Raw genomic sequence first — 24303 nt, forward strand, 5'->3', positions numbered from 1 at the left:
TCATGTCATCGACCCCTTTTAGTCAGTCTCTGCGCCGCCTCTGGGCGTTGGATAAATTCAGCTACAGCGTGCGGGTGTTCATCGCCCTGACCGGCAGCATGGCTGTCTGTTGGTATCAGGATGAAATGGGGCTGCTGATTCCGTTGTTCCTGGGGATCATCGCCAGCGCCCTGGCCGAGACCGACGACAGTTGGCAGGGCCGCCTCAACGCGCTGGCCGTGACGCTGGTGTGTTTCAGCGTTGCTGCCTTCTCCGTCGAATTGCTGTTCCCCTACCCGATCGTTTTCGTCATCGCCCTGGCGCTGGCCAGTTTCGGCCTGACCATGCTCGGCGCCCTCGGCGAACGCTATGGCGCGATTGCCTCGGCAACGTTGATTCTGTCGGTCTACACCATGATCGGCGTGGACCAACGCGGCGGCGCGGTCACCGATTTCTGGCACGAGCCGGTGCTGCTGGTGGCCGGCGCGGCCTGGTACGGTTTGCTGTCGGTGCTGTGGCAGGCGCTGTTCTCCAATCAGCCGGTGCAGCAAAGCCTGGCGCGACTGTTCCGCGAATTAGGCTATTACCTGAAGCTCAAGGCTTCATTGTTCGAGCCGATCCGGCAACTGGACGTAGAGGCGCGTCGACTGGAACTGGCCCAGCAAAACGGTCGGGTGGTGGCGGCGCTCAACGCTGCCAAGGAAATCATCCTGCATCGGGTCGGCAATGGTCGGCCGGGGTCGAAGGTCAGCCGCTACCTCAAGCTGTACTTCCTCGCTCAAGACATCCATGAGCGCGCCAGTTCCTCGCATTATCCTTACAACGCACTGGCCGAGGCGTTCTTCCACAGCGACGTGCTGTTCCGCTGTCAGCGCCTGCTGCGCCAGCAAGGCAAAGCCTGCCGCGCCTTGGCCGAATCGATCCAGATGCGCCAGCCCTTCGTCTATGACGCCAGCTTCGCCGAAGCCCTGAGCGATCTGCACGCCTCGCTCGAGCACCTGCGCATCCAGAGCAATCCGGCCTGGCGGGGTCTGTTGCGTTCATTGCGCGCACTGGCCGCCAACCTTGGCACCCTCGACCGTTTGCTCAGCGATGCCAGCAACCCCGACGCCTTGGCCGACGCCACCGACAGCAGCCTGCTCGACCGTTCGCCGCGCAACCTCAAGGATGTGTGGATTCGCTTGCGCACGCAGCTGACGCCGACCTCGCTGCTGTTTCGCCATGCATTGCGCCTGCCCCTGGCCTTGAGCATCGGCTACGGCATGGTGCATTTGATTCACCCGTCGCAGGGTTACTGGATCATCCTCACCACGCTGTTTGTCTGTCAGCCGAACTATGGCGCGACCCGGCGCAAACTCGGTCAGCGAATCATCGGCACGGCGATTGGCCTGACCTTGGCCTGGGCACTGTTCGATCTGTTCCCCAACCCGTTGATTCAGTCGTGCTTCGCGATTGCCGCCGGGGTGGTGTTCTTTATCAACCGCACCACCCGCTACACCCTGGCCACGGCCGCAATCACCCTGATGGTGCTGTTCTGCTTCAACCAGGTCGGGGACGGTTACGGGCTGTTCCTGCCGCGACTGTTCGACACCTTGCTCGGCAGCCTCATCGCCGGGCTCGCGGTGTTCCTGTTCCTGCCGGACTGGCAGGGCCGACGCCTGAACAAAGTGCTGGCCAACACCCTGACCTGCAACAGCATTTACCTGCGCCAGATCATGCAGCAATACGCCGCCGGAAAAAGCGATGACCTGGCGTATCGCCTGGCCCGACGCAACGCGCACAACGCAGACGCGGCGCTGTCGACCACGCTGGCGAACATGTTGATGGAACCGGGGCATTTTCGTAAGGAAGCGGATGTCGGGTTTCGCTTCCTGGTGCTGTCGCACACCTTGCTCAGTTACTTGTCAGGCTTGGGTGCGCACCGCGAAACCCAACTACCGGCGGATGTGCGCGAGCACCTGATCGACGGTGCGGGCGTGAGCCTGGCCGCCAGCATCGACGAGATCGCCCAGGGCCTGACAAACAAACTCCCGATAGCGATTCAGAGTGATGCGGAAGAAGCGCTGGCCAATGAACTGGAACAGATGCCGGATGAAATCGATGAAGGCCAGCGATTGGTGCAGACGCAGTTGGCGTTGATTTGCCGACAGTTGGGACCCTTGCGCACGCTGGCGGCGCACCTGATCAAGGACACCAGCGAAACCTGAGATCTCACATCCCGTGCTGCTTGATCAACCGCTCATAACTCCCATCCGCCTTCATCTCGGCAATCTCGCGGTCGAAGTTGGCGACAATCTGTTCATGCTGCGGATTTTTCAGGCTGACCAGTATGTGCAGGCTGTTCTCGCTCAATGGCTTGGGCAGGAATTCCACGGCATTGCGCACCTTGGATGATTCCCGAGCCAGGTAATAACGGGCGACGTATTCGTCTTCCAGCGTCAACTTGACCCGGTCCGCCGCCACCATGCGCACGGCCATCGCGAAGTTATGCACCGGGACTTTCTGCAGCGACACGTCTTCATCGAATGCCGCCGAGTAGGCATAACCGCGCACCACCGCAATCGGATAGGTGTGCAGTTGCTGCAGGTTGTTGAACTCGATCGGTGCATCCTTGCGCTTCAGGAAGCGCACGCGGTTGAGCAGGTACTCTCCCGAAAACTGCCCCAGCTTGGTGCGATCCTCGGTGTACCAGGCGTTGACCAACACGTCGTAACGTCCTTCACCAAGGCCCAACAAGGCTCGCGCCCAGGGCACCTGCTCGAAATCACTGGCATAGCCGGCCCGGGCCAGCGCGGTGCTGACGATATCCGTGGCCAAGCCGCCATTGACCAGCGTGGCATCGGTAAAGGGCGGCCAGGCGTCGGCCACCAGGCGCAATTTTTCCGCTGCCGCGCTCTGTGCCAGCAACAGCAATCCGATCAAAGCAAACGCTCGATGCAATCGCGGCATGCTTGAAAATCCTTAGCGGGCGGATTGCCCGGCGTATTTTTCAGCCAAACTCCAAGATCCATGTACCGACAAGCCAGGTACTCTACGTTAGCTCATTGGAGCCACTGCACAGCGCTCAATCGCAGATTACACAAAGAAGACAACGCCGCGCGAAATGAATGATGGCATTTTGGCCTTTGTCACAGATTTAGCCGCCATAAAGACATCCATCGACAGGACGCTTAGTATCGGAGCGACATTGCTCAAGGAATGTGAAGATGACAATTGATTGGGTCTGCAAACACCACAGCGATCTGGGCAAGGAACAGCTGTATGCGATTTTGCAGTTGCGTGCGCAAGTGTTCGTCGTCGAACAGCGATGCGCTTATCAGGATGTCGATGGACAGGATCTGGAAGGTGACACCTGCCATTTGATGGCGTGGGACGAGGATCAACTGGTGGGGTATCTGCGATTGCTCGATCCGCAAACCCAGGGCGGCGACGTGGTGATCGGCCGCGTGATCATTGCGCCTCAGGCGCGTGGCACCGGGCTTGGGCATGCATTGATGGAGCAGGCGATGAAGCAGGCGCAAAAGCATTGGCCTGATGTGCCGATCTATCTCTCGGCCCAGGCGCATTTACAGGGGTATTACGGGCGGTACGGGTTTGTGGTGTCGGGGGAGGAGTTTCTTGAGGATGATATTCCGCATATCGGGATGCGTCGCCCGTAATGATCGTTCCCACGTCGAGGCGTCGAACCGTCTGCGTGGGAATGCAGCCCGGGACGCTCTGCGTCCCAAGAGCGGACGCAGAGCGTCCATTGAGGCATTCCCACGCAGAGCGTGGGAACGATCCTCAGGGATATTCGAGCACCGCTTTGATCTGCCGAAGATTGCGCTCGATCCATCCGCGATCAATCGCTCCCCACTCGCGAATCCGATAGCGCCCCGCATGATTGCGTGCGCCCTCTTCCTGTTCAAATTCGCAAATGATGTCCAGGTCCGCCAATGCGGCGATGGTGTCCTGCGCCGTGCGCCGGGGCATGCCGGTCACTTCGGTCAGCGCCGGGACGCTGCTCGCCAGCCCGCTGTCGATCAGGTACGCCACGTATAAACGGCGGTAGAAGCTGCTCTTGGTCTTGCTGACATCCATTCAAACACTCCAGGCTGAGATCTTTTGATCTTTTACTGCATATCCCGCCAGGTCAGGTACACCCGCAGATCGAACTCCACCTGGTGATACCCCGGCAACATGTGTTCGCAGAGTTTGTAGAACGCCTTGTTGTGATCCGACTCCTTGAAGTGCGCCAGTTCATGCACCACGATCATTTTCAGAAATTCGGAGGGCGCTTCCTTGAACAACGAGGCCACCCGGATTTCCTTCTTGGCCTTGAGCTTGCCGCCCTGCACCCTCGAAATCGTGGTGTGCAGGCCGAGGGCGCGATGGGTCAGGTCCAGGCGGTTGTCGAACAACACCTTATCGATGGCCGGCGCGTTACGCAGGTATTCCTGTTTGAGCTCCAGCGCATAGGTGTACAGCGCCTTGTCGCTCTGTACAGCGTGTTGTTCCGGGTAGCGATTGCTCAGGTAATCGCCCAGCCGACCTTCGGCGATCAGCTGGCGCACCTGATCCTGCAACGCAGCGGGATAGGCCTGGAGGTATTTCAACGCAGTCATTGAGGTCGGCAACACACGATCACGAAAAGATCGCCAGTGTAGCGAATTCAACGGGGCAGCGCGCTCCAGTCAAACGGCTGCACAAAGTCGCCGGCGTCCTCGGCCATCATCGGCCGCCCCACCAGAAAACCCTGCACATACTGGCAACCATTGGCTTGCAGCCATTCATATTGCGTAACGGTTTCAACCCCTTCGGCAATCACCAGCATCCCGTATTGCTTACACAGGTCGATCACATTGCGCACCAACGCCGCGTCCCGCTCGGACTCCGGCAGCCGGGCAATCAAATGCCGGTCGAACTTGAGCGTGTCCAGTTCCAGGTCGCGCAGATGAGCCAGCGAGCACGGCCCGGAGCCGAAGTCGTCCAGTGCCACCCGCACCCCAAGATTGCGCAGCAGACGCAGCGTTTTGCGGGTTTCCTCGGGATTTTGCATCAACGCGTCTTCCGTCACTTCGACTTCCAGACATCGCGGCTGCAAGCCATGACGTTCAATCACCTGGCGCAATTCGGTGACCAGGTTGGGCATGCCGAACTGGGTGCTGCTCAAACTGACGCCCAGCACCAGATCCTCGGCAAACAGGGTTTCCCAGGCTTTGCGCTGTCCGGCACCGCGATGATAGATCCAGCTGCCAAGACGACTGATAAGGCGCGCCTCTTCCAGCAACGGCAAAAACAGCCCCGGCGGTACGTCGCCCACGCTTGGATGCTGCCAACGCAACAAGGCCTCAAACCCGCGAATCTGCCCGCCATCGATGGCCACTTGCGGCTGATACACCAGATTGAAATCACGGTTTTCGATGGCCGTGCGCACACTCTCTTCAAGCATCAATCGCGAGCGCGCCCGTCCATTCATTTCGTGATCGTAAAACCGGTATTGCTGGCGGCCAGCGCGCTTGGCCTCATACATCGCGATGTCCGACGCACGCAACAAGCCATCGAGATTGGCCCCGCAATCCGGAAAAGTAGCGATGCCGATGCTGGCGCCCAAGGCGATATCCAGCCCATCGATCTGCTGACAGATCGACACCCGCTCGATGAGCTTCTCGGCAATCTTCGCCGCTTGTTCCGGGAATTCCAGGTCCAGCAACGCGGTGAACTCGTCGCCGCCCATGCGCGCCAGAATGTCGAAGGGCCGCAGACACGCCTTCAATTGCTCGGACACCCAGCGCAACACCCGGTCCCCGGCATCGTGGCCGAGGGAGTCGTTGACGCGCTTGAAGCCGTCGAGGTCCAGGTACAACAGCACCCATGCGCTGTCGGACCGTTCGCCACGCAACAGCAGGTTTTCGACGGTCTGATAGAAGCCGCGACGATTGAGCAGCCCGGTCAATGGATCGGTCACCGCCTGGAATTCCAGCTGCTGATGCAGATGGCGCACCACCGACATGTCCAGCACCGTGACGACCATCGCATGCTGTTCGCTGGGCAACGGCGCGCAAGACAGCGCCACCGGCACCTGCTGGCCAGGCGCGGTGCGCAACAGCGCGTCGTGCAGGCGCAAGGTTTCACCGCGCTTGTAACCGGTATAAAGCTCAGAATCGGCCCACACCGGGATATGCGGTTTCTGCAGGAAATCGAGGAATTCCTTGCCTTGCAGATCCTGCACCGTGGCGTTAAGCAGCCGTGACATCGCCGGATTGGCAAAGCGGATCAAACCGTCTTCCCCCACCACCAGGATGCCCTCGGCGGCGTTGTCCAGCACTGAAGCATTAAACGCGCGAGCGACCTCCAGATCGCGGCTCAGGCGCTGCAACGCACGGCGGTTGCGCTGGTGCTCGAGCAACGCCTGGACTTTGGGCTTGAGAATTTGCGGGTCAAACGGTTTGAACAGGTAATCCACCGCACCACTGGCATAGCCCTTGATCACGGCGTCCTGAGACTGTTCGTTGGCGGTGAGAAAAATAATCGGAGTGAGGCGGGTTCGCTGACTGCCGCGCATCAGACGCGCGACTTCAAAACCGTCCATGCCCGGCATCTGCACATCCAGCAGCACCAGGTCGACGTCATGTTCGAGTAAAAGACTCAGGGCTTCAAAGCCGGAAGCCGCGGTGATGACCTGCCAATCCTGGCGTTGAAGTAACGCCCGCATGCTGATCAGGTTTTCAGGGTAGTCATCGACAATTAAAAGGATCGAGTTGCCTTCAGCTGGCGTGGGGTGCGCGCATTCCATGCTGCTTCTCTTGTTCGGGGCGTCAGGCCGGTTTCTCGTGAAAACCGGACAAATACTGAGACTTCACTCTAGACCGGGATCCGCAAAAGCAGAAGCTGTCAGTGCGCCATCATTTAACCATCAGGTTCATTTGCCGACTAACGGTCACCGCTAAAAGCCCCTGAAACCGGGAAAGATGGCCTTTTGACAGGATTTTGGCGTCAGCCACCTGTCGATCCGCTGTTAACAAATTGAACTTCTACGATTATAAAGACCCCCCCCCAATGCTTGTGCTAGAGCTTCTGGTACGCGCGTGCAGTAAAATTTGTGGAAGCTTTTCCTATGATCGATCTCGCAACCTGGAACCTCAGCGTTCCTGTCGGCAACCCGCCGTACACCGTTGACACGCCGAAACTGGTTAAAGGCTTCAAGGATCAATACTTCCACTCCAACACCGGCACACTGTTTTTCTGGGCCCCCGTCACCGGCTCAAAAACTGAAAATGCCAAATACCCCCGTACCGAACTTCGCGAAACCTACAGTAATGGCACCCTGAAAAACTGGCTCTACCCGGACGCCGACAACTTACTGCACGCCACCCTGGCGGTGAACCAGGTGCCGAGTTCGGGCAAAGTCGTCATCGGCCAGATCCATGCCTATGAAAGCCAGAAGCCTTTGATCAAGCTTGAGTATCAGTACAAGACCAGCACCTCGACCGGCAACATCGTCGCCAAAGTGCGCATGCACCCGGATGACGGCGAAGGCAGGGTGATCACCATTGCTACTGGCGTGAGGCTGGATCAGGAATTCTCCTACCTCATTCACTTGAGCCATCGCGGTGCGCTCGGCATCAGCGCTGCGGGCAATCAATGGGACACCGACATCAGCAAGACCTGGAGCGTAAAACCGCTGTATTTCAAGGCTGGGGTTTATGTGCAGGACCACACCGGTTACACCAGCGAAGGCGCGCAAGTGACGTTCAGCAAGCTGGATATTGATCACGATAAGTAAGCCCCGCAGCTCGTAATCCCTGTAGCAGCTGCCGAGCGGCTGCTACAGCGTCCGAAAAACGCGTAGGACGTCTCCGACTGTGGCGAGGGAGCTTGCTTCCGCTGAGCGGCGAAGCAGCCCCAAACCTTGCCACCTGATTCCCACAGACACGCCACGCCCCCGATTTACGGCGCCTGCGCCGCCGAACGGGAGCAAGCTCCCTCGCCACAATGACCGCATACAGGTCCTACAGCCCGGTTGCGGCTACCCGAATCGCTGCCTAAAGTTGGCCCGTCGCTGACCATTGTTGGCGACAGGGTTTCGCAGCCCTAACGATACGTGTAGTAACCTAGCGCCTCGAAAAAAGGGGCGCGTCAACACTCGCTCCCCTTCTTTATGGTGGCTGTGTGTGGGAGACCTTCGGGTCTGCCGGGTTCCCGTATCCCTGGTCTGCGAACCCGCACATAGCTACCACCTCAATCGTTTCGCAGCGAACGGTAGTAGCTCTTCTTTCAGATACGAGGAAGATTTACTTATGCCAATGAACAATCCGCCACGCCGCTTCACCCCAATGTCCCAACTGGCCACCGACTATCCCGTCCTTCTCATCGACAGCGACGCCCCGCTACGCGAACTCCATAACTGCGTCAGCGAACGTCTCAATGCCGTACTCAAATACTTGAATCTTATGGCCTGCACCAGCCTGCCGGACTACGCCGAGAACGACATCAACACCGTTACCAATATCGCGCGGATCCTTGTTCAGGATATTGCTGATGTGTTTGGGGTGATTGAGCAGCGAGGGTTTGAAGCGCCTAGGGGCCAGTAGCCGACTTTCAGATCATAAAAAACCCGCGTTTAGCGGGTTTTTTAATGTGCGAGCCTTATACCACTTTCGAGTTAAAACCAATTTTCGAATAGCTTACGAGTTTTACAGCGGCAGTAATTTTTTGCTCATCCCCACCCTGCAATCTAACGACCAGATCATCGGAGTCAACTTCAACTAAAATACCAACCTCCTCAACTGAAAGGCCGCCCCCTTCGCCAACGGTATATTTAATAAGATCGCCAGGAGTTACGTTATTTTTAATTTGTTGCCAGACGGGGAGCGTTACCGGCGCCGGACCGCGCGCCTGCATTTTTGGTTTTTTTTGTTCATCCATGATGCGTTTCCTTATAAAAATGTAGAAACATGAAATAAGTGGGAGGGTTTATTTTCCGATTACCTCTTACGACCAGTTAGAGGATATAACTGTACTACCATTTCGGCACCTGTAAGAACTAACAGTTTTTTAGAAGAATCAGCGATAGGATCTCATCCAAAAACAAAGGAACAAAGGGGACGGAACAAAGGGACGGAACAAAGGGGACAGATTTATTATTTAATCGATTGTCTGCTGCTATGCTTCAACCATCACTACAAGGACGTAGGAGGCTATATGCCCAGAATGGGACGTGTTGTGTTACCTAATTATCCGCATCATGTCGTGCAACGAGGCAACAATAAGCAGGTTGTGTTCGCCGAGCCGGGGGACTTCCAGCGCTACCTCGAAACAAAGGGGACAGATTTATTATTTATATTATTTAATCGATTGTCTGCTGCTATGCTTCAACCATCACTACAAGGACGTAGGAGGCTATATGCCCAGAATGGGACGTGTTGTGTTACCTAATTATCCGCATCATGTCGTGCAACGAGGCCACAATAAGCAGGTCGTGTTCGCCGAGCCGGGGGACTTCCAGCGCTACCTCGAGGACCTGCGAGAGCTCAAAGCGCTATACAACGTTAAAGTTTATGCATTCTGCTTGATGACCAATCATGTCCATCTACTGCTCGCACCAGGAAATTCCGCAGCGAGCCTCGGACAATTGATGAAAGGCCTGGCAGGCCGAATGACACGCTATCGCAACAAGCTGGAGGGACGCTCCGGCACCTTGTGGGAAAGTCGGTACAAATCCAGCGTGGTTCAAACCAACACCTATTTGCTGGTTTGTAGTCGATACATCGAACTGAACCCGGTGCGAGCGCAAATGGTTCAGCATGCACAGGATTACCCTTGGTCGAGTCTGCACCTGCGCCTCAATGAAACGGCTGAAAATCATTGGCTGGATGAGGATCTTTGCTTCACCGAACTCGGCGCAACCCATACCGAACGTCTTGCCCGCTACACCTCCTTTATGGAACAGACGATTCCTCCCTCGGAGTTGCAGTTAATCAGAGGCGCCCTTCAGCGCGGACAATTGACGGGCAACCCTCGATTCACAGACGAGATAGAAAGTATCACTGGAACGCGAATATCACATCGCGCGCGAGGCAGGCCTACGAAGCAAACCGAATAGAGGCACCAAAGCCAGGGGACAATTAAATAAATCCAATTAATTAAATCCGTCCCCTTTTCTTACTTTTCTTAGAAAGCTTTTTTTCTGTGCATCAACGACTCAGAACCGTTTTCTTATCGCAAAAAAATATTAAAAACTGTCATTTATTACAGGTGCGATCAGAGGAGCCGGCACCTAATCTTGTCCATGCAACATGCAAAGCAGAAAAATGGATATCAAACAATGAATACTTCCACTTTTCTGCCTCAATTAAACAATGGAGATGGTTAATCATGGCAGTTACAAGCATCCGTTTAAACTACTGTTCTGCGCCAGGAAGCGCTGTGGTTTCCGGCACACTTAGCAGACCGCACGACCCAGTTTATGCATGTATAGCAGGTCATGGAGGTCTGCTTGGATCCGCCATGGCTGATAGCGAAGGGAAATTTACTATTAATATTTCTGCCCCTGCCGGCACTTACAACGCACAGCTAACCGACGTGCCGGGCGGGACAGGGGCATGGTCAACTCCGATCACAATCAGCACTCAATAACGGCGTTTTACTGAAACACTAGTTGTTCACTTAAGAATATGCACGCCTAAAAAAACCCGCCTCACGGCGGGTTTTTCATACAGCTAAACGCTAAAAACTTAGTTCACCTTAGCGTTCAACTCACCCTTCAAATACCGCTGATACATCCCTTCCAACGAGATCGGTTTGATCTTCGAAGCATTACCGGCAGTACCAAAAGCCTCATAACGAGCAATACAAACATCACGCATCGCAGTCACCGTCGCGCCGAAGAACTTACGCGGATCGAACTCGCTCGGGTTGGTGGCCATCAGGCGACGCATCGCACCGGTGGATGCCAGACGCAGGTCAGTGTCGATGTTGACCTTACGCACGCCGTGCTTGATGCCTTCGACGATTTCTTCAACCGGCACGCCGTAGGTTTCTTTGATGTCGCCGCCGTACTGGTTGATGATCGCCAGCCAGTCTTGTGGAACCGAAGACGAACCGTGCATCACCAGGTGGGTGTTCGGGATGCGTTTGTGGATTTCTTTGATGCGGTCGATGGCCAGCACGTCGCCGGTAGGTGGCTTGGTGAACTTGTAGGCGCCGTGGCTGGTGCCGATGGCGATGGCCAGGGCATCGACCTGGGTGCGTTTGACGAAGTCAGCGGCTTCTTCCGGGTCGGTCAGCATTTGGCTGTGATCCAGAACGCCTTCGGCGCCGATGCCGTCTTCTTCACCGGCCATGCCGGTTTCCAGCGAACCCAGGCAGCCCAGCTCGCCTTCTACCGATACGCCGCAGGCGTGAGCCATGGCCACGGTTTGTTGGGTGACGCGGATGTTGTAGTCGTAGTCGGTCGGGGTCTTGCCGTCTTCGCCCAGGGAACCGTCCATCATCACCGAGCTGAAGCCCAGTTGGATGGAGCGCTGGCAGACGTCAGGGCTGGTGCCGTGGTCCTGGTGCATGCACACCGGGATGTGCGGGAATTCTTCGATTGCCGCCAGGATCAGGTGACGCAGGAACGGAGCGCCGGCGTATTTGCGAGCACCGGCCGAGGCCTGGACGATCACCGGGGAGTCAGTCTTGTCAGCGGCTTCCATGATGGCGCGCATCTGCTCAAGGTTGTTGACGTTGAAGGCTGGAACGCCGTAGCCGAACTCGGCTGCGTGGTCCAACATCTGGCGCATGCTGATAAGTGCCATTGTGTATGTCTCTCCCGGTTTGGGTCGTTAATCGTGCCAGCCTGCCGTAGCGGCGGCGGCTATTCAAGTTATTGCAGATCGGGGGTTGGCCCGGGCTGCGAATTCGGTGTTGCCTGAATCTTGAGTACCTACACAGATCCATTGTGGGAGCGGGCTTGCTCGCGAATGCGGTCTTACATTCAATATTGCTGCAAGCTGACCTACAGCTTTCGCGAGCAAGCCCGCTCCCACATTTGGATCTGTTTCCACATTAGGCCTGTGGTGTGTCAATTACTGCGCTTTACAACCGCGGCCGATCAAATCATTGGTGGCGACCCAGTAAACCAGGCCTTCCTCACCTTTTTGGTGAAACGCCAGCATGTCGTTGCTGTACAGCGAACCCGACGCGCCCGGCTCCTGCTTCAAGCGGTAGACCTGATCGGCTCCACCCAGGCGCACGTCGACTTCCTTGCGGCTGTCGTCGGTGTAGCGCCAAAGCACTTTGGCCTGGCTGTCACAGGTCCAGGTGGTCCAGTTGTCCGTCGATTCGGCAGGCTTGAACAGGTTGAAATTTGCACAACCTGCCAGCAATGCCAACGCCGTAACGGCGATAAAACCTTTCATCCATGTTCCTCGACTGACGGCGCACGCTGCCAGCCCTGAGTAATGAGTCAGACCCGTCAAGGGCAACCATGTTCCTTGGAGGGTGTCTGTGTCTCGTATTTATCCAGGCCATCAGGCCCCGCGCGCTTATTGATCACCGGGTTGGTTTCCGCTTGCCAGTCAGCCTGGTAGCAGCCTTTTTCCACCGATTGCGGCGCGGGTTCCGGCGTGGCTTTGGGGTTACTCCCGCAAGCCGCCAGCATACCCGCAGCGATCAACAGCGCTAAGGTCTTGACCATGTGAACACTCCCTTGCCTGGTCAAATGGGCGGCCTCAGGCCTTGGCCCGGCTTTCCAGGACTTCAACGGCTGGCAACACTTTGCCCTCGACGAATTCGAGGAACGCGCCGCCACCGGTAGAAATGTAGGAGATCTGGTCAGCAACGCCATACTTATCGATGGCTGCCAGGGTGTCGCCGCCGCCAGCGATGGAGAATGCCGAACTTTGTGCGATGGCCTCGGCCAGGACTTTGGTGCCGTTACCGAACTGGTCGAATTCGAACACGCCCACCGGGCCGTTCCACAGGATGGTCTTGGACGACTTCAGCAGCTCGGCGAAATTCGCCGCGGTCTGCGGGCCGATGTCCAGGATCATGTCGTCGGCAGCCACGTCGGCGATCAGCTTGACGGTGGCCGTCGCGCTTTCAGCGAATTCCTTGGCGACCACCACGTCCACCGGCAACGGCACGCTGACTTTGGCGGCGATTTCGCGAGCGGTGTCCAGCAGGTCCGGTTCGTACAGGGACTTGCCGACCGGGTGACCGGCAGCGGCGAGGAAGGTGTTGGCAATGCCGCCACCGACGATCAGCTGGTTGCAGATCTGGCTCAGGCTGTTGAGCACGTCGAGTTTGGTCGACACCTTGGAACCGGCAACGATTGCTGCCATTGGCTGGGCCGGCGAACCCAGGGCTTTGCCCAAGGCGTCCAGTTCAGCGGCCAGCAGCGGACCTGCGGCGGCGACTTTGGCGAACTTGGCCACGCCGTGGGTCGAACCCTCGGCGCGGTGGGCGGTGCCGAAGGCGTCCATCACGAACACGTCGCACAGGGCAGCGTATTGCTGGGCCAGTTCGTCGGCGTTCTTTTTCTCGCCCTTGTTGAAGCGCACGTTTTCGAACAGCACGATGTCGCCGGCCTTGACGTCAACGCCGCCCAGGTAGTCAGCCACCAGCGGCACTTCGCGGCCCAGGGCCTTGCTCAGGTAGTCAGCAACAGGCTTGAGGCTGTTCTCGGCCGAGAACTCGCCTTCGGTCGGACGGCCAAGGTGCGAGCAGACCATCACGGCCGCGCCTTTTTCCAGGGCCAGCTTGATGGTCGGCAGCGAGGCCAGGATTCGCGCATCGCTGGTGACAACACCGTCCTTGACTGGGACGTTGAGGTCTTCGCGAATCAGTACGCGCTTACCTTGCAGATCGAGGTCGGACATCTTCAACACGGTCATGGGTCGCATTTCCTGAGTTACAGTTTCTGAGAAACAGGGAGTGGAGAGGCTATTTGCAGATAGTGTTCTGCTACGTCCAGCATTCGGTTGGCAAAACCCCATTCGTTGTCGAACCAGGCCAGGATGTTCACCAGCCGTGGGCCGGAAACTCGGGTCTGACTGGCATCGACAATCGCCGAATGTGGGTCATGATTGAAATCACAGCTTGCATGGGGAAGCTCGGTATAGGCCAGAAGGCCTTTGAGCGGGCCGCTGGTGGCGGCCTCGCGCAGAATCCGGTTGACCTCGGTGGCGTCGGTGTCGCTTACGGTCTGCATCGTGATATCGAGGCAAGACACGTTAACGGTCGGCACCCGCACGGCTTTGGCCTGAATTCGCCCGGCAAGTTCCGGCAGCAGGCGCTCAATGCCTCGCGCCAGACCAGTGGACACCGGAATCACCGACTGGAACGCTGAACGCGTGCGGCGCAGGTCTTCATGATGATAGGCATCGATGACTGGCTGATCGTTCATTGCCGAGTGAATGGTGGTGATCGACACGTATTCCAGACCAATGGCCTGATCCAGCAGGCGCAACAGCGGCACGCCGCAGTTGGTGGTGCAGGACGCGTTGGACACCAGCAGCTCGTCGCCGGTCAGGCAATCCTGGTTCACGCCGAAGACGATGGTGGCGTCGACATCCGCCTCGCTGGCCATCGGCTGGGAAAACAATACACGTGGCGCACCGGCATCGAGGAAGCGCTGGCCATCGGCCCGCGTGTGGTAGGCGCCGGAGCACTCCAGCACCAGATCGACGCCCAGAGACGCCCAATCGATACCTTCAGGGGTGGCACTGCGAAGGACCTTCACGCAGTCGCCATTAATATGCAGACAATCGCCCTCAACCCTCACTTCACCGGGAAAACGCCCGTGAGTGGAGTCGAAGCGTGTCAGGTATTCGATGCTGGCCATGTCAGCCAGATCGTTGATCGCGACAATTTCAAACCCGGCCTTCGCTCCTCGCTCGAACAAAGCACGCAAGACACAACGACCGATCCGGCCGTAGCCGTTGAGTGCAACTTTGTAGGGACGCGGTTGAGGCATGGGGTTCTCGATTACCGTGGTGAATCTGTCAGTGTTGTGCTGACTGGACCAACGCTATCGCGAGCAAGCCCGCTCCCACATTGGGTTTGTGTTGTGAACACTGCTCGTGTCACACAACAAATCCCCTGTGGGAGCGAGCTTGCTCGCGATGGCGTCAGCCCGGACAACGCAGCTGTCGGACTTAGTCTTCCAGCAGCTCTTCAGCCTGACCCAGGATGTTTTCCAGGGTGAAGCCGAACTCTTCGAACAAGGCTGGCGCTGGCGCCGACTCGCCGTAGGTGGTCATGCCGATCACGCGGCCTTCCAGGCCCACGTATTTGTACCAGTAGTCCGCGTGAGCGGCTTCGATGGCGATACGGGCGCTGACTTGCAACGGCAGAACGGCTTGCTTGTAGCCGGCATCCTGGGCATCGAACACGCTGGTGCACGGCATCGAAACGACGCGAACCTTGCGGCCTTGCTCGGTGAGCTTGTCGTAAGCCTGAACCGCCAGGCCCACTTCCGAACCGGTAGAGATCAGGATCAGCTCAGGCTCGCCTGCGCAGTCCTTCAACACGTAACCGCCACGGGCGATGTCGGCGATCTGCAGCGCGCTGCGTTCCTGATGCTGCAGGTTCTGACGCGAGAAGATCAGCGCCGAAGGGCCGTCCTTGCGCTCGATGGCTGCTTTCCAGCAAACGGCCGATTCAACGGCATCGGCTGGACGCCAGGTGTCGAGGTTCGGCGTGCTGCGCAGGCTGGTCAGTTGCTCGACCGGTTGGTGAGTCGGGCCGTCTTCGCCCAGGCCGATGGAGTCGTGGGTGTAAACGAACACCACGCGCTTTTTCATCAGCGAAGCCATGCGCACAGCGTTGCGGGCGTATTCCATGAACATCAGGAAGGTCGCGCCGTAAGGCACCAGACCACCATGCAAAGCCACGCCGTTCATGATCGCGCTCATGCCGAATTCGCGAACGCCGTAGTACATGTAGTTGCCGCTGGCGTCTTCAGCCGAAACACCTTTGCAACCTTTCCACAGGGTCAGGTTGGAACCGGCCAGGTCAGCGGAGCCGCCCAGCAGTTCAGGCAACAGCGGGCCATAGGCATTGAGTGCGTTCTGGCTGGCTTTACGGCTGGCGATGGTTTCGCCCTTGGCCGCGACTTCAGCAATGTAAGCCGAAGCTTTTTCAGCGAAGTCTTCCGGCAGATCGCCACCCAGGCGACGAACCAGTTCGTTGGCCAGCTCAGGGAAAGCGGCGGAGTAGGCAGCGAAACGCTGGTCCCACTCGGCTTCGGCTGCGCGGCCGGCTTCCTTGGCGTCCCACTCGGCATAAATGTCAGCCGGGATTTCGAACGGGCCGTAGTTCCATTTCAGTGCAGCACGGGTCAGAGCGATTTCCGCGTCACCCAATGGGGCGCCGTGGCAGTCTTCTTTGCCTTGCTTGTTCGGCGAACCGAAACCGATGGTGGTCTTGCAGCAGATCAGGGTTGGCTGATCGCTTTTACGCGCGGTTTCGATCGCGATCTTGATCTCTTCCGGATCGTGACCGTCGACGTTGCGGATCACTTGCCAGTTGTAGGCTTCGAAGCGCTTAGGGGTGTCATCGGTGAACCAGCCTTCGACTTCGCCGTCGATGGAAATGCCGTTGTCATCGTAGAAGGCGATCAGTTTGCCCAGACCCAAAGTACCGGCCAGGGAGCCGACTTCGTGGGAAATGCCTTCCATCATGCAGCCATCACCCAGGAACACGTAGGTGTGGTGATCGACAACGTTGTGGCCAGGACGGTTGAACTGCGCCGCCAGGACTTTTTCAGCCAGGGCGAAACCCACCGCGTTGGCCAGGCCTTGGCCCAGTGGACCGGTGGTGGTTTCAACGCCCGGGGTGTAGCCGAATTCCGGGTGACCCGGGGTGCGGCTGTGCAGCTGGCGGAAGTTTTTCAGGTCATCGATCGACAGGTCGTAGCCGGTCAGGTGCAGCAGCGAGTAGATCAACATCGAGCCGTGACCGTTGGACAGCACGAAGCGGTCACGGTCGGCGAACGATGGATTGCTCGGGTTGTGCTTCAGGTAGTCACGCCAAAGTACTTCGGCGATATCCGCCATACCCATCGGGGCACCGGGATGGCCGCTGTTGGCTTTTTGCACGGCATCCATGCTGAGGGCACGAATGGCGTTGGCACGCTCACGACGGCTGGGCATCGCTGTTCTCCTGCGGGTTCTGTATCGAGAGTGAATAAAACGAAACGGAAAAAAGGCGAGCATTTTCCCTCACCCACCCGCCTCGGGGCAATGACAGATAGTCATCCAGAGGCGTTTTTCCAAAGGATAACGACGGTTTCGACTGATGAAACCTTTCCGCTATCCGTTTGTTGACTGAAGCTAACGCCGAGAAGTGCCATCTATCGAGCAATATCAAAACTTTTTGATATTGCCCTTGCGATGATTTCTGCCCGTCACTAGACTGCTGGCCTTATGAATTTACGTGCGCCTTCCATTCAAACTGACGATTGCGATGAGCTGGCGGCCCTGTGCAAGGCCGGCGGTGATCCTCTGCGGCTGAATGTATTGCGCGCGCTGGCCAACGACTCGTTCGGCGTGCTGGAACTGGCGCAGATCTTCGGCATCGGCCAGTCCGGCATGAGTCACCACCTCAAGGTCCTGGCCCAGGCCGACCTGGTGGCGACTCGCCGCGAAGGTAACGCGATTTTCTATCGTCGCGCCCTGCCCCACACCGATCTGCTGGGCGGCAAGCTGCACACTGCCTTGCTGGAAGAAGCGGACAACCTGACCCTTCCCGCCGATGTGCAGGCGCGGATCGCTCAAGTCCACGGGCAACGAGCAGCGGCCAGCCAGGATTTTTTCTCGCGGGTGGCGGAGAAGTTTCGCGCCCAGCAAGACTTGATCGCCGGCCTGCCGCAGTACCGCGAAAGCGTGGTGGCATTGCTCGACAAGTTGAGTTTCAGCGAGGGCGCCACGGCCATCGAAGTCGGCCCCGGCGACGGCGGATTCCTGCCGGAACTGGCGCGCCGCTTCAGCCAGGTCACCGCGCTGGACAACAGCCCGGCGATGCTCGAACTGGCGCGCCAGGTCTGCGAACGTGAAATGTTGGCTAACGTCAGCCTGCAACTGGCCGATGCATTGAATGGCGTCAGTCTCAAGGCCGATTGCGTTGTACTGAACATGGTGCTGCACCATTTCGCCGCGCCGGCGGATGCGCTCAAGCACATGGCCGACTTGCTGCAACCGGGCGGTAGCCTGCTCGTGACAGAGTTATGTAGCCACAACCAGAGTTGGGCCAGGGAGGCCTGCGGTGATCTCTGGTTGGGGTTTGAACAGGACGATTTGGCCCGTTGGGCCACCGCTGCGGGACTCGTTCCCGGGGAAAGCCTCTATGTAGGCTTACGTAATGGTTTCCAGATCCAGGTCCGCCATTTTCAGCGACCGGCTGGCGACACTCACCATCGGTAAATTCAGGAAAAAATCGAGATGAGCGAATACTCCCTCTTCACCTCCGAGTCCGTGTCCGAAGGGCATCCGGACAAAATCGCCGACCAGATTTCCGATGCGGTGCTGGACGCCATCATTGCTGAAGACAAGTTCGCCCGTGTGGCGTGCGAAACGCTGGTCAAGACCGGCGTGGCAATCATTGCAGGTGAAGTCACCACGTCGGCCTGGGTCGACCTGGAAGAAATCGTGCGTAACGTCATTCTGGACATCGGCTACAACAGCTCCGATGTCGGCTTCGACGGCGCTACTTGCGGCGTGATGAACATCATCGGCAAGCAATCCCCTGACATCAACCAGGGCGTTGACCGTGCCAAGCCTGAAGATCAGGGCGCTGGCGACCAGGGCCTGATGTTCGGCTACGCCAGCAACGAAACCGACGTGCTGATGCCCGCACCGATCACGTTCTCGCACCAGCTTGTGCAACGGCAAGCCGAAGCCCGTAAATCCGGCCTGCTGCCTTGGCTGCGCCCGGACGCCAAGTCCCAAGTGACTTGCCGTTACGAAGGCGGCAAGGTTGTGGGTATCGACGCCGTTGTCCTGTCGACCCAGCACAACCCTGACGTGTCGTACAAAGACCTGCGCGAAGGCGTGATGGAGCTGATCGTCAAGCACGTGCTGCCTGCCGAACTGCTGAGCAAAGACACCCAGTTCCACATCAACCCGACTGGCCAGTTCATCATCGGCGGCCCGGTGGGCGACTGCGGCCTGACCGGTCGCAAGATCATCGTCGACAGCTACGGCGGCATGGCTCGCCATGGTGGCGGCGCGTTCTCCGGCAAGGATCCATCGAAGGTTGACCGTTCGGCGGCCTACGCCGGTCGTTACGTGGCCAAGAACATCGTCGCTGCCGGCCTTGCCGAGCGTTGCGAGATTCAGGTTTCCTACGCTATCGGTGTTGCCCAGCCTACATCGATCTCGTTGAACACCTTCGGCACCGGCAAAATCAGCGACGACAAAATCGTCAAACTGGTTCGCGAAGTGTTCGACCTGCGTCCATACGCAATCACCACCATGCTTGACCTGCTGCACCCGATGTACCAGGAAACCGCTGCGTACGGCCACTTCGGTCGCACCCCGGCGACCAAGACTGTGGGCGAAGACACTTTCACCACTTTCACCTGGGAAAAAACCGACCGCGCCGACGACCTGCGTCTGGCTGCCGGCCTGTAAGACTTTCCCAGCGGTACCCAAAGCCCTGCACGGTTCGCCGTGCGGGGCTTTTTATTGCCCTCTCTTTCAAACCGACACACGCTGAAAAACGATCAAGCGCCTTACCCCGCAATTCCGTCCTAGCCTTCAGGCACCCCACTTTGAGCAAGGACGCTCACGATGCTTCTGCGCCTGTTTACCGTTACCTTCCTGACCTTGCTTTGCCTGAACTCTAATGCCGCCGACTGCCCCGACTGGCCACCCGCCCGTGCCTTGGACGAAATCACCGCGTTGCAAAAGCAGATCGACCTCTGGGACGAACACTATCACCGGGGCGGGCGCTCATTGGTCGCCGACGAAATCTATGATCAGTCCCGCGCGCAACTGAACGAATGGCGAGATTGTTTTGACCTCGGACTGGCGCCGGAACCGTTGCGCACCGCTGGCGGCAAGATCGCCCACCCGGTCGCCCACACCGGGCTGGACAAGTTGCGTGATGCTCAGGCGGTAGAACACTGGCTGCGTGATCGAAACGATATCTGGGTCCAACCCAAGGTCGATGGGGTGGCGGTGACGCTGATCTATCGCAACGGTGTGCTGCATCAAGCGATCAGTCGCGGCGACGGGGTAAACGGACAGGACTGGACCTCCTCGGCAAGACAGATCGCGCAGATTCCTCAAACGTTGCCCCAACCGCTGGACGTGCTGGTGCAAGGCGAACTTTATTGGCGCCTGACCGACCACATGCAAGCCCAGGCCGGCAGCCTCAATGCTCGCTCCACGGTGGCCGGGTTGATGGCGCGCAAACATCTCAACACCGAACAGGCCGAAGGGATCGGGTTGTTTGTCTGGGACTGGCCGCAGGGCCCGGCCACGTTGCCGGCACGCGTGGCGGCCCTGGATGAGTTAGGTTTCCCGAGTACGGTGCCCTACAGCCAGCCGATCAAAACGTTTGCTGACGCCGAGCGTTGGCGCGATCACTGGTATCGCGCGCCGCTGCCGTTCGCCAGCGATGGCATTGTGTTGCGTCAAAGCCAGCGTCCACCGGCGGAACGCTGGCAGGCGCGGCCGTCCTTCTGGAGTGTTGCCTGGAAGTATCCATTCGCCCAGGTGCTGGCAGAAGTGCGCAAGGTCCACTTCAACATTGGTCGAACGGGGCGAATTACGCCGGTGCTGGATCTGACGCCGGTCAAGCTCGATGACCGACAGATCAAGCGCGTCAGCGTCAGTTCTCTGCAACGCTGGACGGACATGGACATTCGCCCCGGCGACCAAGTGTCCATCAGCCTCGCAGGACTGACCATTCCAAGACTCGAGGGCGTTGTGCTGCGCAGTACCGAGCGCGCCGAACTGAATGTTCCGTCAGCGTCAGACTTTCATCATTTGAGTTGTTGGCAACCCACATCAGGCTGCGAGAGCCAATTCCTCGCGCGCCTGACCTGGCTCGGCAGCAAGCAGGGGCTGGCGTTGCCTCACGTCGGACGCGGTACCTGGGAGAAACTTTTGGACACAGGCCACCTGAACGGCCTTCTGGATTGGTTGACCCTCGACGCTCAAGAGCTTGCTACCATTGACGGCTTCGGTGAGCGCAGCAGCGCCCGACTTTTAGACAGTTTCAGCAGCGCCCGCCAACGTCCATTTACTCGCTGGCTCAAAGCCTTGGGGTTACCGCCGACAGGTCAGGCACGGCTTGGCGATTCATGGAAGGACCTGGCGCAACGAAATACCGAACAATGGCAGGCAGAACCTGGTATCGGCCCGGGACGCGCGGCGCAATTGAACGCGTTTTTCCGCGATCCGCAGGTTCTGGCACTGAGTGAAACATTACACATGGCCGGTATTAACGGATTCTGAACGCAGACGTCTCGCCAGCCGGGAACCCAAAGGTGCCAATGGGCTCCAACGCCCATCGCCACATCGACACGATCGCCTTTGCTCATGGAGCTTTTATGAAATTTCTTTCACCGCTCGCCTTGTTGACCCTTTGCAGCGTGTTGGCCGCACCACTGATGGCCGCCGAAGAAGCCCCGGAGCTGACCGGTTGCGCGGCCAAGAAACAGGGGATCATCAATCAGATCGAGCTGGCCAAATCCCACGGTAATGCAGATCAGCAGGCCGGCCTCGAGACGGCCCTGAGCGAAGTCACCGCCCATTGCACCGATGCCTCGTTGAAGAAGGAACGGGAAAACAAGGTGCTCGACGCCAAGCATGAAGTCAGCAAGCGTCAGGCCGACCTCGACAAAGCCATGAAGAATGGCGATCCCGACAAGATCAACAAACGTAAAGACAAACTCGCCGAGTCCCGCAAGGAATTGCAGGACGCGCTCGATGAACTGGATAAGTAAGTCTCAGGATAATTGATCGTTCCCACGCTCTGCGTCACTGGACGCGGAGCGTCCCTTGAGGCATTCCCACGCGGAGCATGGGAACGATCAACTCAGAGCTTCAAACGAGCATCAATGATTCCGAAACTCTTTATGACACGCGCTGCAGGCATCTTCGACCTTTTGCACGGCCGGCCCCAGGTTACTGGCCTTGTAAGGCTGAACCTTGCTGGCAGTCACCAGCTCGCCTGTTGCGGTTTCAAGGGTGCGGGCCATTTCCTGGAAACGTGCCTGCTGTTGCCACACGTTGTCCTTGGCGCTGGTGTGATCTTCTTCACGCACCTGCGGGAAATGCTTCCAGGGCTCATGGGACAACGTATCGAGTTTCACGGCGCCGTCGGCGAACTTCGGACCGTCGAACGGAATGCGACCACGCAACATGCCGCCCAGGTCTTCACCGGTCTTGAGCATCTGCTTGAAGATCGCCTTGCGCTGACCCAGCGGAGAATTCGGGTCAACACCACCGCAAGCGGACAGGGCCAGACAGGCCAGCAATACAACAGAAAGTCTTTTAAGAGTCATGTTGGCTTCAGATCACGGGAAACGGCCGCCAGTATCCTCGCGTCGCCGGCAAAGACCAATAGCCCTATTATCAATACGGGTTGCTTGAGCGCATGGAGCACTCAGGCAACCGGCAAAGGAAATACTCCATGAATAGCCTTTTCAAGGCGTGGCGTCACAATCTGGCCTGGACACTTCCGATGGTGGCCGTGCTCGCGGGCTGCACCGGCGGCGACAACAAAGCGCCCAAGACCCACGCGCTGGCCACCTATTCCAGCGCCACCTGGGAAGCACTGCCGGCAGTGACCGACAACGACCTCGTCGCCGGCTTCGGCTCGTGGCGCAGCGCCTGCACGCGACTCAAGGCCGACCCGATCTGGGGTTCGACCTGCGCGGCTTCCGCCAATGTGCCGCAAACCGCCAATGACATCCGCGCTTTCCTCAAGCAGAACCTCGACGTCTACGGTCTGCGCGCCGCCAATGACAACGCCAACGGATTGATCACCGGCTATTACGAACCGGTCTACCCCGGCAGCCTGACCCAGACCGAGACAGCGAACATTCCGGTGTACGGCGTACCTGACGACATGATCATCGTCTCGCTGGACAGCATCTACCCGGAACTCAAGGGCAAACGCCTGCGCGGACGACTCGAAGGTCGCGTACTCAAGCCTTACGACGATGCGGCAACGATTGAAACCAAAGGGGTCAAGGCACCGGTCGTGGCCTGGCTGACCGATCCGATGAACCTGCAATTCCTGCAAATCCAGGGTTCGGGCCGCATTCAACTCGACGACGGGCGCCAACTGCGCATTGCGTATGCCGACCAGAATGGCCATCCGTATCGTCCCATCGGCCGTTGGCTGGTGGAGCAAGGCGAACTGAAAAAAGAAGACGTGACCATGGGCGCGATCAGCACTTGGGCCAAGGCCAACCCGTCGCGGATTCCCCAATTGCTGGGCAGCAACCCGAGCTACGTGTTCTTCACCCGTAACCCGGACAGCAACGAAGGCCCACGGGGCTCGCTGAACGTTCCACTGACTGCCGGTTACAGCGCAGCCGTGGACCGCAAAGTGATTCCGCTGGGCAGCCTGCTGTGGTTGTCGACCACTAAACCGGATGGCACCGCATTGGTAAGGCCGGTTGCGGCTCAAGACACCGGTGGCGCGATTGCCGGCGAAGTGCGTGCGGACTTGTTCTGGGGCACTGGCGAGGCGGCCGGGCAACTGGCCGGGGACATGAAGCAGCAGGGGCAAATCTGGATGCTATGGCCAAAAGGTGCGCCGCTGCCGCAAGTGCCTCAAGTGGCCGATGTGGCGAAGGCCAATCCGTAACTCTTGTATTAGCAGTCCGTTAGTCATCGCGAGCAGGCTCGCTCCCACATTGGATCGATGCAACACCAGAGATCAACTGTGGGAGCGGGCTTGCCCGCGATGAGGCCAGCAAAATCACCTCAATATTCTCAGATCGACACCACAAAGAAACTGGCGATCAACCCCATCCCCACAAACCACATCAGCGACCGCAAGATCGCCCAGTCCGCCAGGTAGCAAATGATGTAGAGCAACCGGCTGGTGATGAACAACACCGACAACACATTGATCGTCACCAGCTCGGCATTGCCCACCAGGTGCGCCACGATCACTGCCGCCGCAAAGGCGGGAGTCACCTCAAAGCCGTTCAGTTGCGCCGCATGCGCGCGTCGGCCCACACCATTGAGCGATTCGAGAAAGTCCCGGGGGTCATGGTTGTCTTTCAACGTGTACCTGCCACTGACCTTGGCAATAGCCGTGCAGATGTAAGGCAAAAAAATCGCGATCAAAATGCACCACAGAGCAACCGTCATATGCTGTCCTTTTCAA

23 protein-coding genes and 1 pseudogene are annotated in these 24303 nt (G+C 58.3%); 11 read left to right on the forward strand and 13 right to left on the reverse strand.

The window, feature by feature from the left end; all coding sequences use genetic code 11:
* Positions 1-2: 2 nt before the first annotated feature.
* Complete coding sequence (yccS, locus tag HNR03_RS11715; RefSeq protein WP_259153678.1) at positions 3-2186, forward strand: YccS family putative transporter; 2184 nt, start codon at positions 3-5, stop codon at positions 2184-2186.
* 4 nt (positions 2187-2190) lie between these two features.
* Here yccS and HNR03_RS11720 read toward each other — a convergent pair whose 3' ends face one another.
* Entirely contained in the window at positions 2191-2928 is a 738-nt protein-coding gene (locus tag HNR03_RS11720; protein ID WP_222588789.1) for an ABC transporter substrate-binding protein, read from the reverse strand.
* A 257-nt stretch (positions 2929-3185) separates the two neighbouring features.
* Between HNR03_RS11720 and HNR03_RS11725 the strand changes: the two genes are divergently transcribed.
* Positions 3186-3638, forward strand: coding sequence for a GNAT family N-acetyltransferase (locus tag HNR03_RS11725; protein ID WP_259153679.1), 453 nt, complete (start codon positions 3186-3188; stop codon positions 3636-3638).
* Positions 3639-3762: 124 nt separating this feature from the next.
* On the opposite strand, the gene HNR03_RS11730 is transcribed toward HNR03_RS11725, so the two are convergent.
* The 3 genes from HNR03_RS11730 to HNR03_RS11740 are packed head-to-tail and all read right to left on the reverse strand — an operon-like array spanning position 3763 to position 6754.
* Positions 3763-4059, reverse strand: coding sequence for a helix-turn-helix domain-containing protein (locus tag HNR03_RS11730; protein ID WP_090178776.1), 297 nt, complete (start codon positions 4057-4059; stop codon positions 3763-3765).
* 32 nt (positions 4060-4091) lie between these two features.
* Positions 4092-4583 (reverse strand): M48 family metallopeptidase, encoded by a 492-nt coding sequence (locus HNR03_RS11735; RefSeq protein ID WP_222588791.1) that lies wholly within the window; start codon positions 4581-4583, stop codon positions 4092-4094.
* 47 nt (positions 4584-4630) lie between these two features.
* Positions 4631-6754 carry a bifunctional diguanylate cyclase/phosphodiesterase gene (locus tag HNR03_RS11740; RefSeq protein WP_222588792.1) on the reverse strand — a complete coding sequence of 708 codons (2124 nt, stop codon included), beginning with the start codon at positions 6752-6754 and terminating at the stop codon, positions 4631-4633.
* A 321-nt stretch (positions 6755-7075) separates the two neighbouring features.
* On the opposite strand from HNR03_RS11740, the gene HNR03_RS11745 reads away from it, so the two are divergent.
* Together HNR03_RS11745 and HNR03_RS11750 are read left to right on the forward strand one after the other, a co-directional pair.
* Positions 7076-7744, forward strand: coding sequence for a polysaccharide lyase family 7 protein (locus HNR03_RS11745; RefSeq protein ID WP_259153688.1), 669 nt, complete (start codon positions 7076-7078; stop codon positions 7742-7744).
* Positions 7745-8258: 514 nt separating this feature from the next.
* Entirely contained in the window at positions 8259-8552 is a 294-nt protein-coding gene (locus HNR03_RS11750; RefSeq protein WP_259153689.1) for a fructose-bisphosphate aldolase, read from the forward strand.
* Between the two features lie 55 nt (positions 8553-8607).
* On the opposite strand, the gene HNR03_RS11755 is transcribed toward HNR03_RS11750, so the two are convergent.
* Positions 8608-8886 (reverse strand): hypothetical protein, encoded by a 279-nt coding sequence (locus HNR03_RS11755; protein ID WP_259153695.1) that lies wholly within the window; start codon positions 8884-8886, stop codon positions 8608-8610.
* A 276-nt stretch (positions 8887-9162) separates the two neighbouring features.
* Here HNR03_RS11755 and HNR03_RS11760 point away from each other — a divergent pair.
* Positions 9163-9273, forward strand: a pseudogene (locus tag HNR03_RS11760) (transposase); the annotation flags it as partial.
* A gap of 91 nt (positions 9274-9364) precedes the next feature.
* The gene (locus HNR03_RS11765; RefSeq protein WP_259153700.1) at positions 9365-10063 is read left to right on the forward strand and encodes a transposase; all 699 of its coding nucleotides are present in this window, start codon (positions 9365-9367) and stop codon (positions 10061-10063) included.
* Positions 10064-10694: 631 nt separating this feature from the next.
* Here HNR03_RS11765 and fba read toward each other — a convergent pair.
* The 6 genes from fba to tkt all read right to left on the reverse strand — a co-directional run bounded on the left by fba (position 10695) and on the right by tkt (position 17099).
* Positions 10695-11759, reverse strand: coding sequence for a class II fructose-bisphosphate aldolase (gene fba, locus HNR03_RS11770; protein ID WP_008151974.1), 1065 nt, complete (start codon positions 11757-11759; stop codon positions 10695-10697).
* 270 nt (positions 11760-12029) lie between these two features.
* Positions 12030-12362: an MliC family protein gene (locus tag HNR03_RS11775; protein ID WP_222588796.1), complete on the reverse strand. Its 333-nt coding sequence runs from the start codon at positions 12360-12362 to the stop codon at positions 12030-12032.
* Between the two features lie 56 nt (positions 12363-12418).
* Entirely contained in the window at positions 12419-12640 is a 222-nt protein-coding gene (locus HNR03_RS11780; protein WP_222588797.1) for a hypothetical protein, read from the reverse strand.
* Positions 12641-12674: 34 nt separating this feature from the next.
* Positions 12675-13838 (reverse strand): phosphoglycerate kinase, encoded by a 1164-nt coding sequence (locus HNR03_RS11785; RefSeq protein ID WP_208671083.1) that lies wholly within the window; start codon positions 13836-13838, stop codon positions 12675-12677.
* Positions 13839-13855: 17 nt separating this feature from the next.
* Complete coding sequence (epd, locus tag HNR03_RS11790; protein WP_222588798.1) at positions 13856-14920, reverse strand: erythrose-4-phosphate dehydrogenase; 1065 nt, start codon at positions 14918-14920, stop codon at positions 13856-13858.
* Positions 14921-15101: 181 nt separating this feature from the next.
* On the reverse strand, positions 15102-17099 hold the full coding sequence (gene tkt, locus HNR03_RS11795; protein WP_222588799.1) for a transketolase: 1998 nt from the start codon (positions 17097-17099) through the stop codon (positions 15102-15104).
* A 273-nt stretch (positions 17100-17372) separates the two neighbouring features.
* On the opposite strand from tkt, the gene HNR03_RS11800 reads away from it, so the two are divergent.
* From HNR03_RS11800 to HNR03_RS11815, 4 genes are all read left to right on the forward strand, one after another.
* Positions 17373-18368, forward strand: a complete 996-nt coding sequence (locus tag HNR03_RS11800) for a metalloregulator ArsR/SmtB family transcription factor (protein WP_259153706.1) — start codon at positions 17373-17375, stop codon at positions 18366-18368.
* An 18-nt stretch (positions 18369-18386) separates the two neighbouring features.
* A complete protein-coding gene (metK, locus tag HNR03_RS11805) occupies positions 18387-19577 on the forward strand; it encodes a methionine adenosyltransferase (protein WP_259153707.1) in 1191 nt (396 codons plus the stop codon).
* 159 nt (positions 19578-19736) lie between these two features.
* Positions 19737-21410, forward strand: coding sequence for an NAD-dependent DNA ligase LigB (ligB, locus tag HNR03_RS11810; RefSeq protein WP_259153715.1), 1674 nt, complete (start codon positions 19737-19739; stop codon positions 21408-21410).
* Between the two features lie 95 nt (positions 21411-21505).
* Entirely contained in the window at positions 21506-21901 is a 396-nt protein-coding gene (locus HNR03_RS11815) for a DUF1090 domain-containing protein (RefSeq protein ID WP_222588803.1), read from the forward strand.
* 111 nt (positions 21902-22012) lie between these two features.
* Here HNR03_RS11815 and HNR03_RS11820 read toward each other — a convergent pair whose 3' ends face one another.
* Positions 22013-22462, reverse strand: coding sequence for a cytochrome c (locus tag HNR03_RS11820; RefSeq protein WP_259153718.1), 450 nt, complete (start codon positions 22460-22462; stop codon positions 22013-22015).
* A 128-nt stretch (positions 22463-22590) separates the two neighbouring features.
* Between HNR03_RS11820 and HNR03_RS11825 the strand changes: the two genes are divergently transcribed.
* Entirely contained in the window at positions 22591-23775 is a 1185-nt protein-coding gene (locus HNR03_RS11825; RefSeq protein ID WP_259153719.1) for a murein transglycosylase A, read from the forward strand.
* Positions 23776-23903: 128 nt separating this feature from the next.
* Here HNR03_RS11825 and HNR03_RS11830 read toward each other — a convergent pair whose 3' ends face one another.
* A complete protein-coding gene (locus tag HNR03_RS11830) occupies positions 23904-24287 on the reverse strand; it encodes an MAPEG family protein (protein ID WP_259153720.1) in 384 nt (127 codons plus the stop codon).
* Positions 24288-24303 lie beyond the last annotated feature (16 nt).

The organism is Pseudomonas sp. JAI111 (assembly GCF_024809425.1).
Taxonomy (GTDB): Bacteria; Pseudomonadota; Gammaproteobacteria; order Pseudomonadales; family Pseudomonadaceae; genus Aquipseudomonas.

Coding starts and splice junctions, on each gene's coding strand:
- HNR03_RS11720 (WP_222588789.1), bottom strand. CDS start 2,928: ATGCCGCGATTGCATCGAGCGTTTGCTTTGATCGGATTGCTGTTGCTG.
- HNR03_RS11825 (WP_259153719.1), top strand. CDS start 22,591: ATGAATAGCCTTTTCAAGGCGTGGCGTCACAATCTGGCCTGGACACTT.
- HNR03_RS11745 (WP_259153688.1), top strand. CDS start 7,076: ATGATCGATCTCGCAACCTGGAACCTCAGCGTTCCTGTCGGCAACCCG.
- metK (WP_259153707.1), top strand. CDS start 18,387: ATGAGCGAATACTCCCTCTTCACCTCCGAGTCCGTGTCCGAAGGGCAT.
- HNR03_RS11820 (WP_259153718.1), bottom strand. CDS start 22,462: ATGACTCTTAAAAGACTTTCTGTTGTATTGCTGGCCTGTCTGGCCCTG.
- HNR03_RS11750 (WP_259153689.1), top strand. CDS start 8,259: ATGCCAATGAACAATCCGCCACGCCGCTTCACCCCAATGTCCCAACTG.
- HNR03_RS11785 (WP_208671083.1), bottom strand. CDS start 13,838: ATGACCGTGTTGAAGATGTCCGACCTCGATCTGCAAGGTAAGCGCGTA.
- HNR03_RS11740 (WP_222588792.1), bottom strand. CDS start 6,754: ATGGAATGCGCGCACCCCACGCCAGCTGAAGGCAACTCGATCCTTTTA.
- HNR03_RS11830 (WP_259153720.1), bottom strand. CDS start 24,287: ATGACGGTTGCTCTGTGGTGCATTTTGATCGCGATTTTTTTGCCTTAC.
- HNR03_RS11735 (WP_222588791.1), bottom strand. CDS start 4,583: ATGACTGCGTTGAAATACCTCCAGGCCTATCCCGCTGCGTTGCAGGAT.
- HNR03_RS11780 (WP_222588797.1), bottom strand. CDS start 12,640: ATGGTCAAGACCTTAGCGCTGTTGATCGCTGCGGGTATGCTGGCGGCT.
- tkt (WP_222588799.1), bottom strand. CDS start 17,099: ATGCCCAGCCGTCGTGAGCGTGCCAACGCCATTCGTGCCCTCAGCATG.
- HNR03_RS11800 (WP_259153706.1), top strand. CDS start 17,373: ATGAATTTACGTGCGCCTTCCATTCAAACTGACGATTGCGATGAGCTG.
- HNR03_RS11765 (WP_259153700.1), top strand. CDS start 9,365: ATGCCCAGAATGGGACGTGTTGTGTTACCTAATTATCCGCATCATGTC.
- HNR03_RS11815 (WP_222588803.1), top strand. CDS start 21,506: ATGAAATTTCTTTCACCGCTCGCCTTGTTGACCCTTTGCAGCGTGTTG.
- HNR03_RS11730 (WP_090178776.1), bottom strand. CDS start 4,059: ATGGATGTCAGCAAGACCAAGAGCAGCTTCTACCGCCGTTTATACGTG.
- HNR03_RS11775 (WP_222588796.1), bottom strand. CDS start 12,362: ATGAAAGGTTTTATCGCCGTTACGGCGTTGGCATTGCTGGCAGGTTGT.
- epd (WP_222588798.1), bottom strand. CDS start 14,920: ATGCCTCAACCGCGTCCCTACAAAGTTGCACTCAACGGCTACGGCCGG.
- fba (WP_008151974.1), bottom strand. CDS start 11,759: ATGGCACTTATCAGCATGCGCCAGATGTTGGACCACGCAGCCGAGTTC.
- HNR03_RS11725 (WP_259153679.1), top strand. CDS start 3,186: ATGACAATTGATTGGGTCTGCAAACACCACAGCGATCTGGGCAAGGAA.
- ligB (WP_259153715.1), top strand. CDS start 19,737: ATGCTTCTGCGCCTGTTTACCGTTACCTTCCTGACCTTGCTTTGCCTG.
- yccS (WP_259153678.1), top strand. CDS start 3: ATGTCATCGACCCCTTTTAGTCAGTCTCTGCGCCGCCTCTGGGCGTTG.
- HNR03_RS11755 (WP_259153695.1), bottom strand. CDS start 8,886: ATGGATGAACAAAAAAAACCAAAAATGCAGGCGCGCGGTCCGGCGCCG.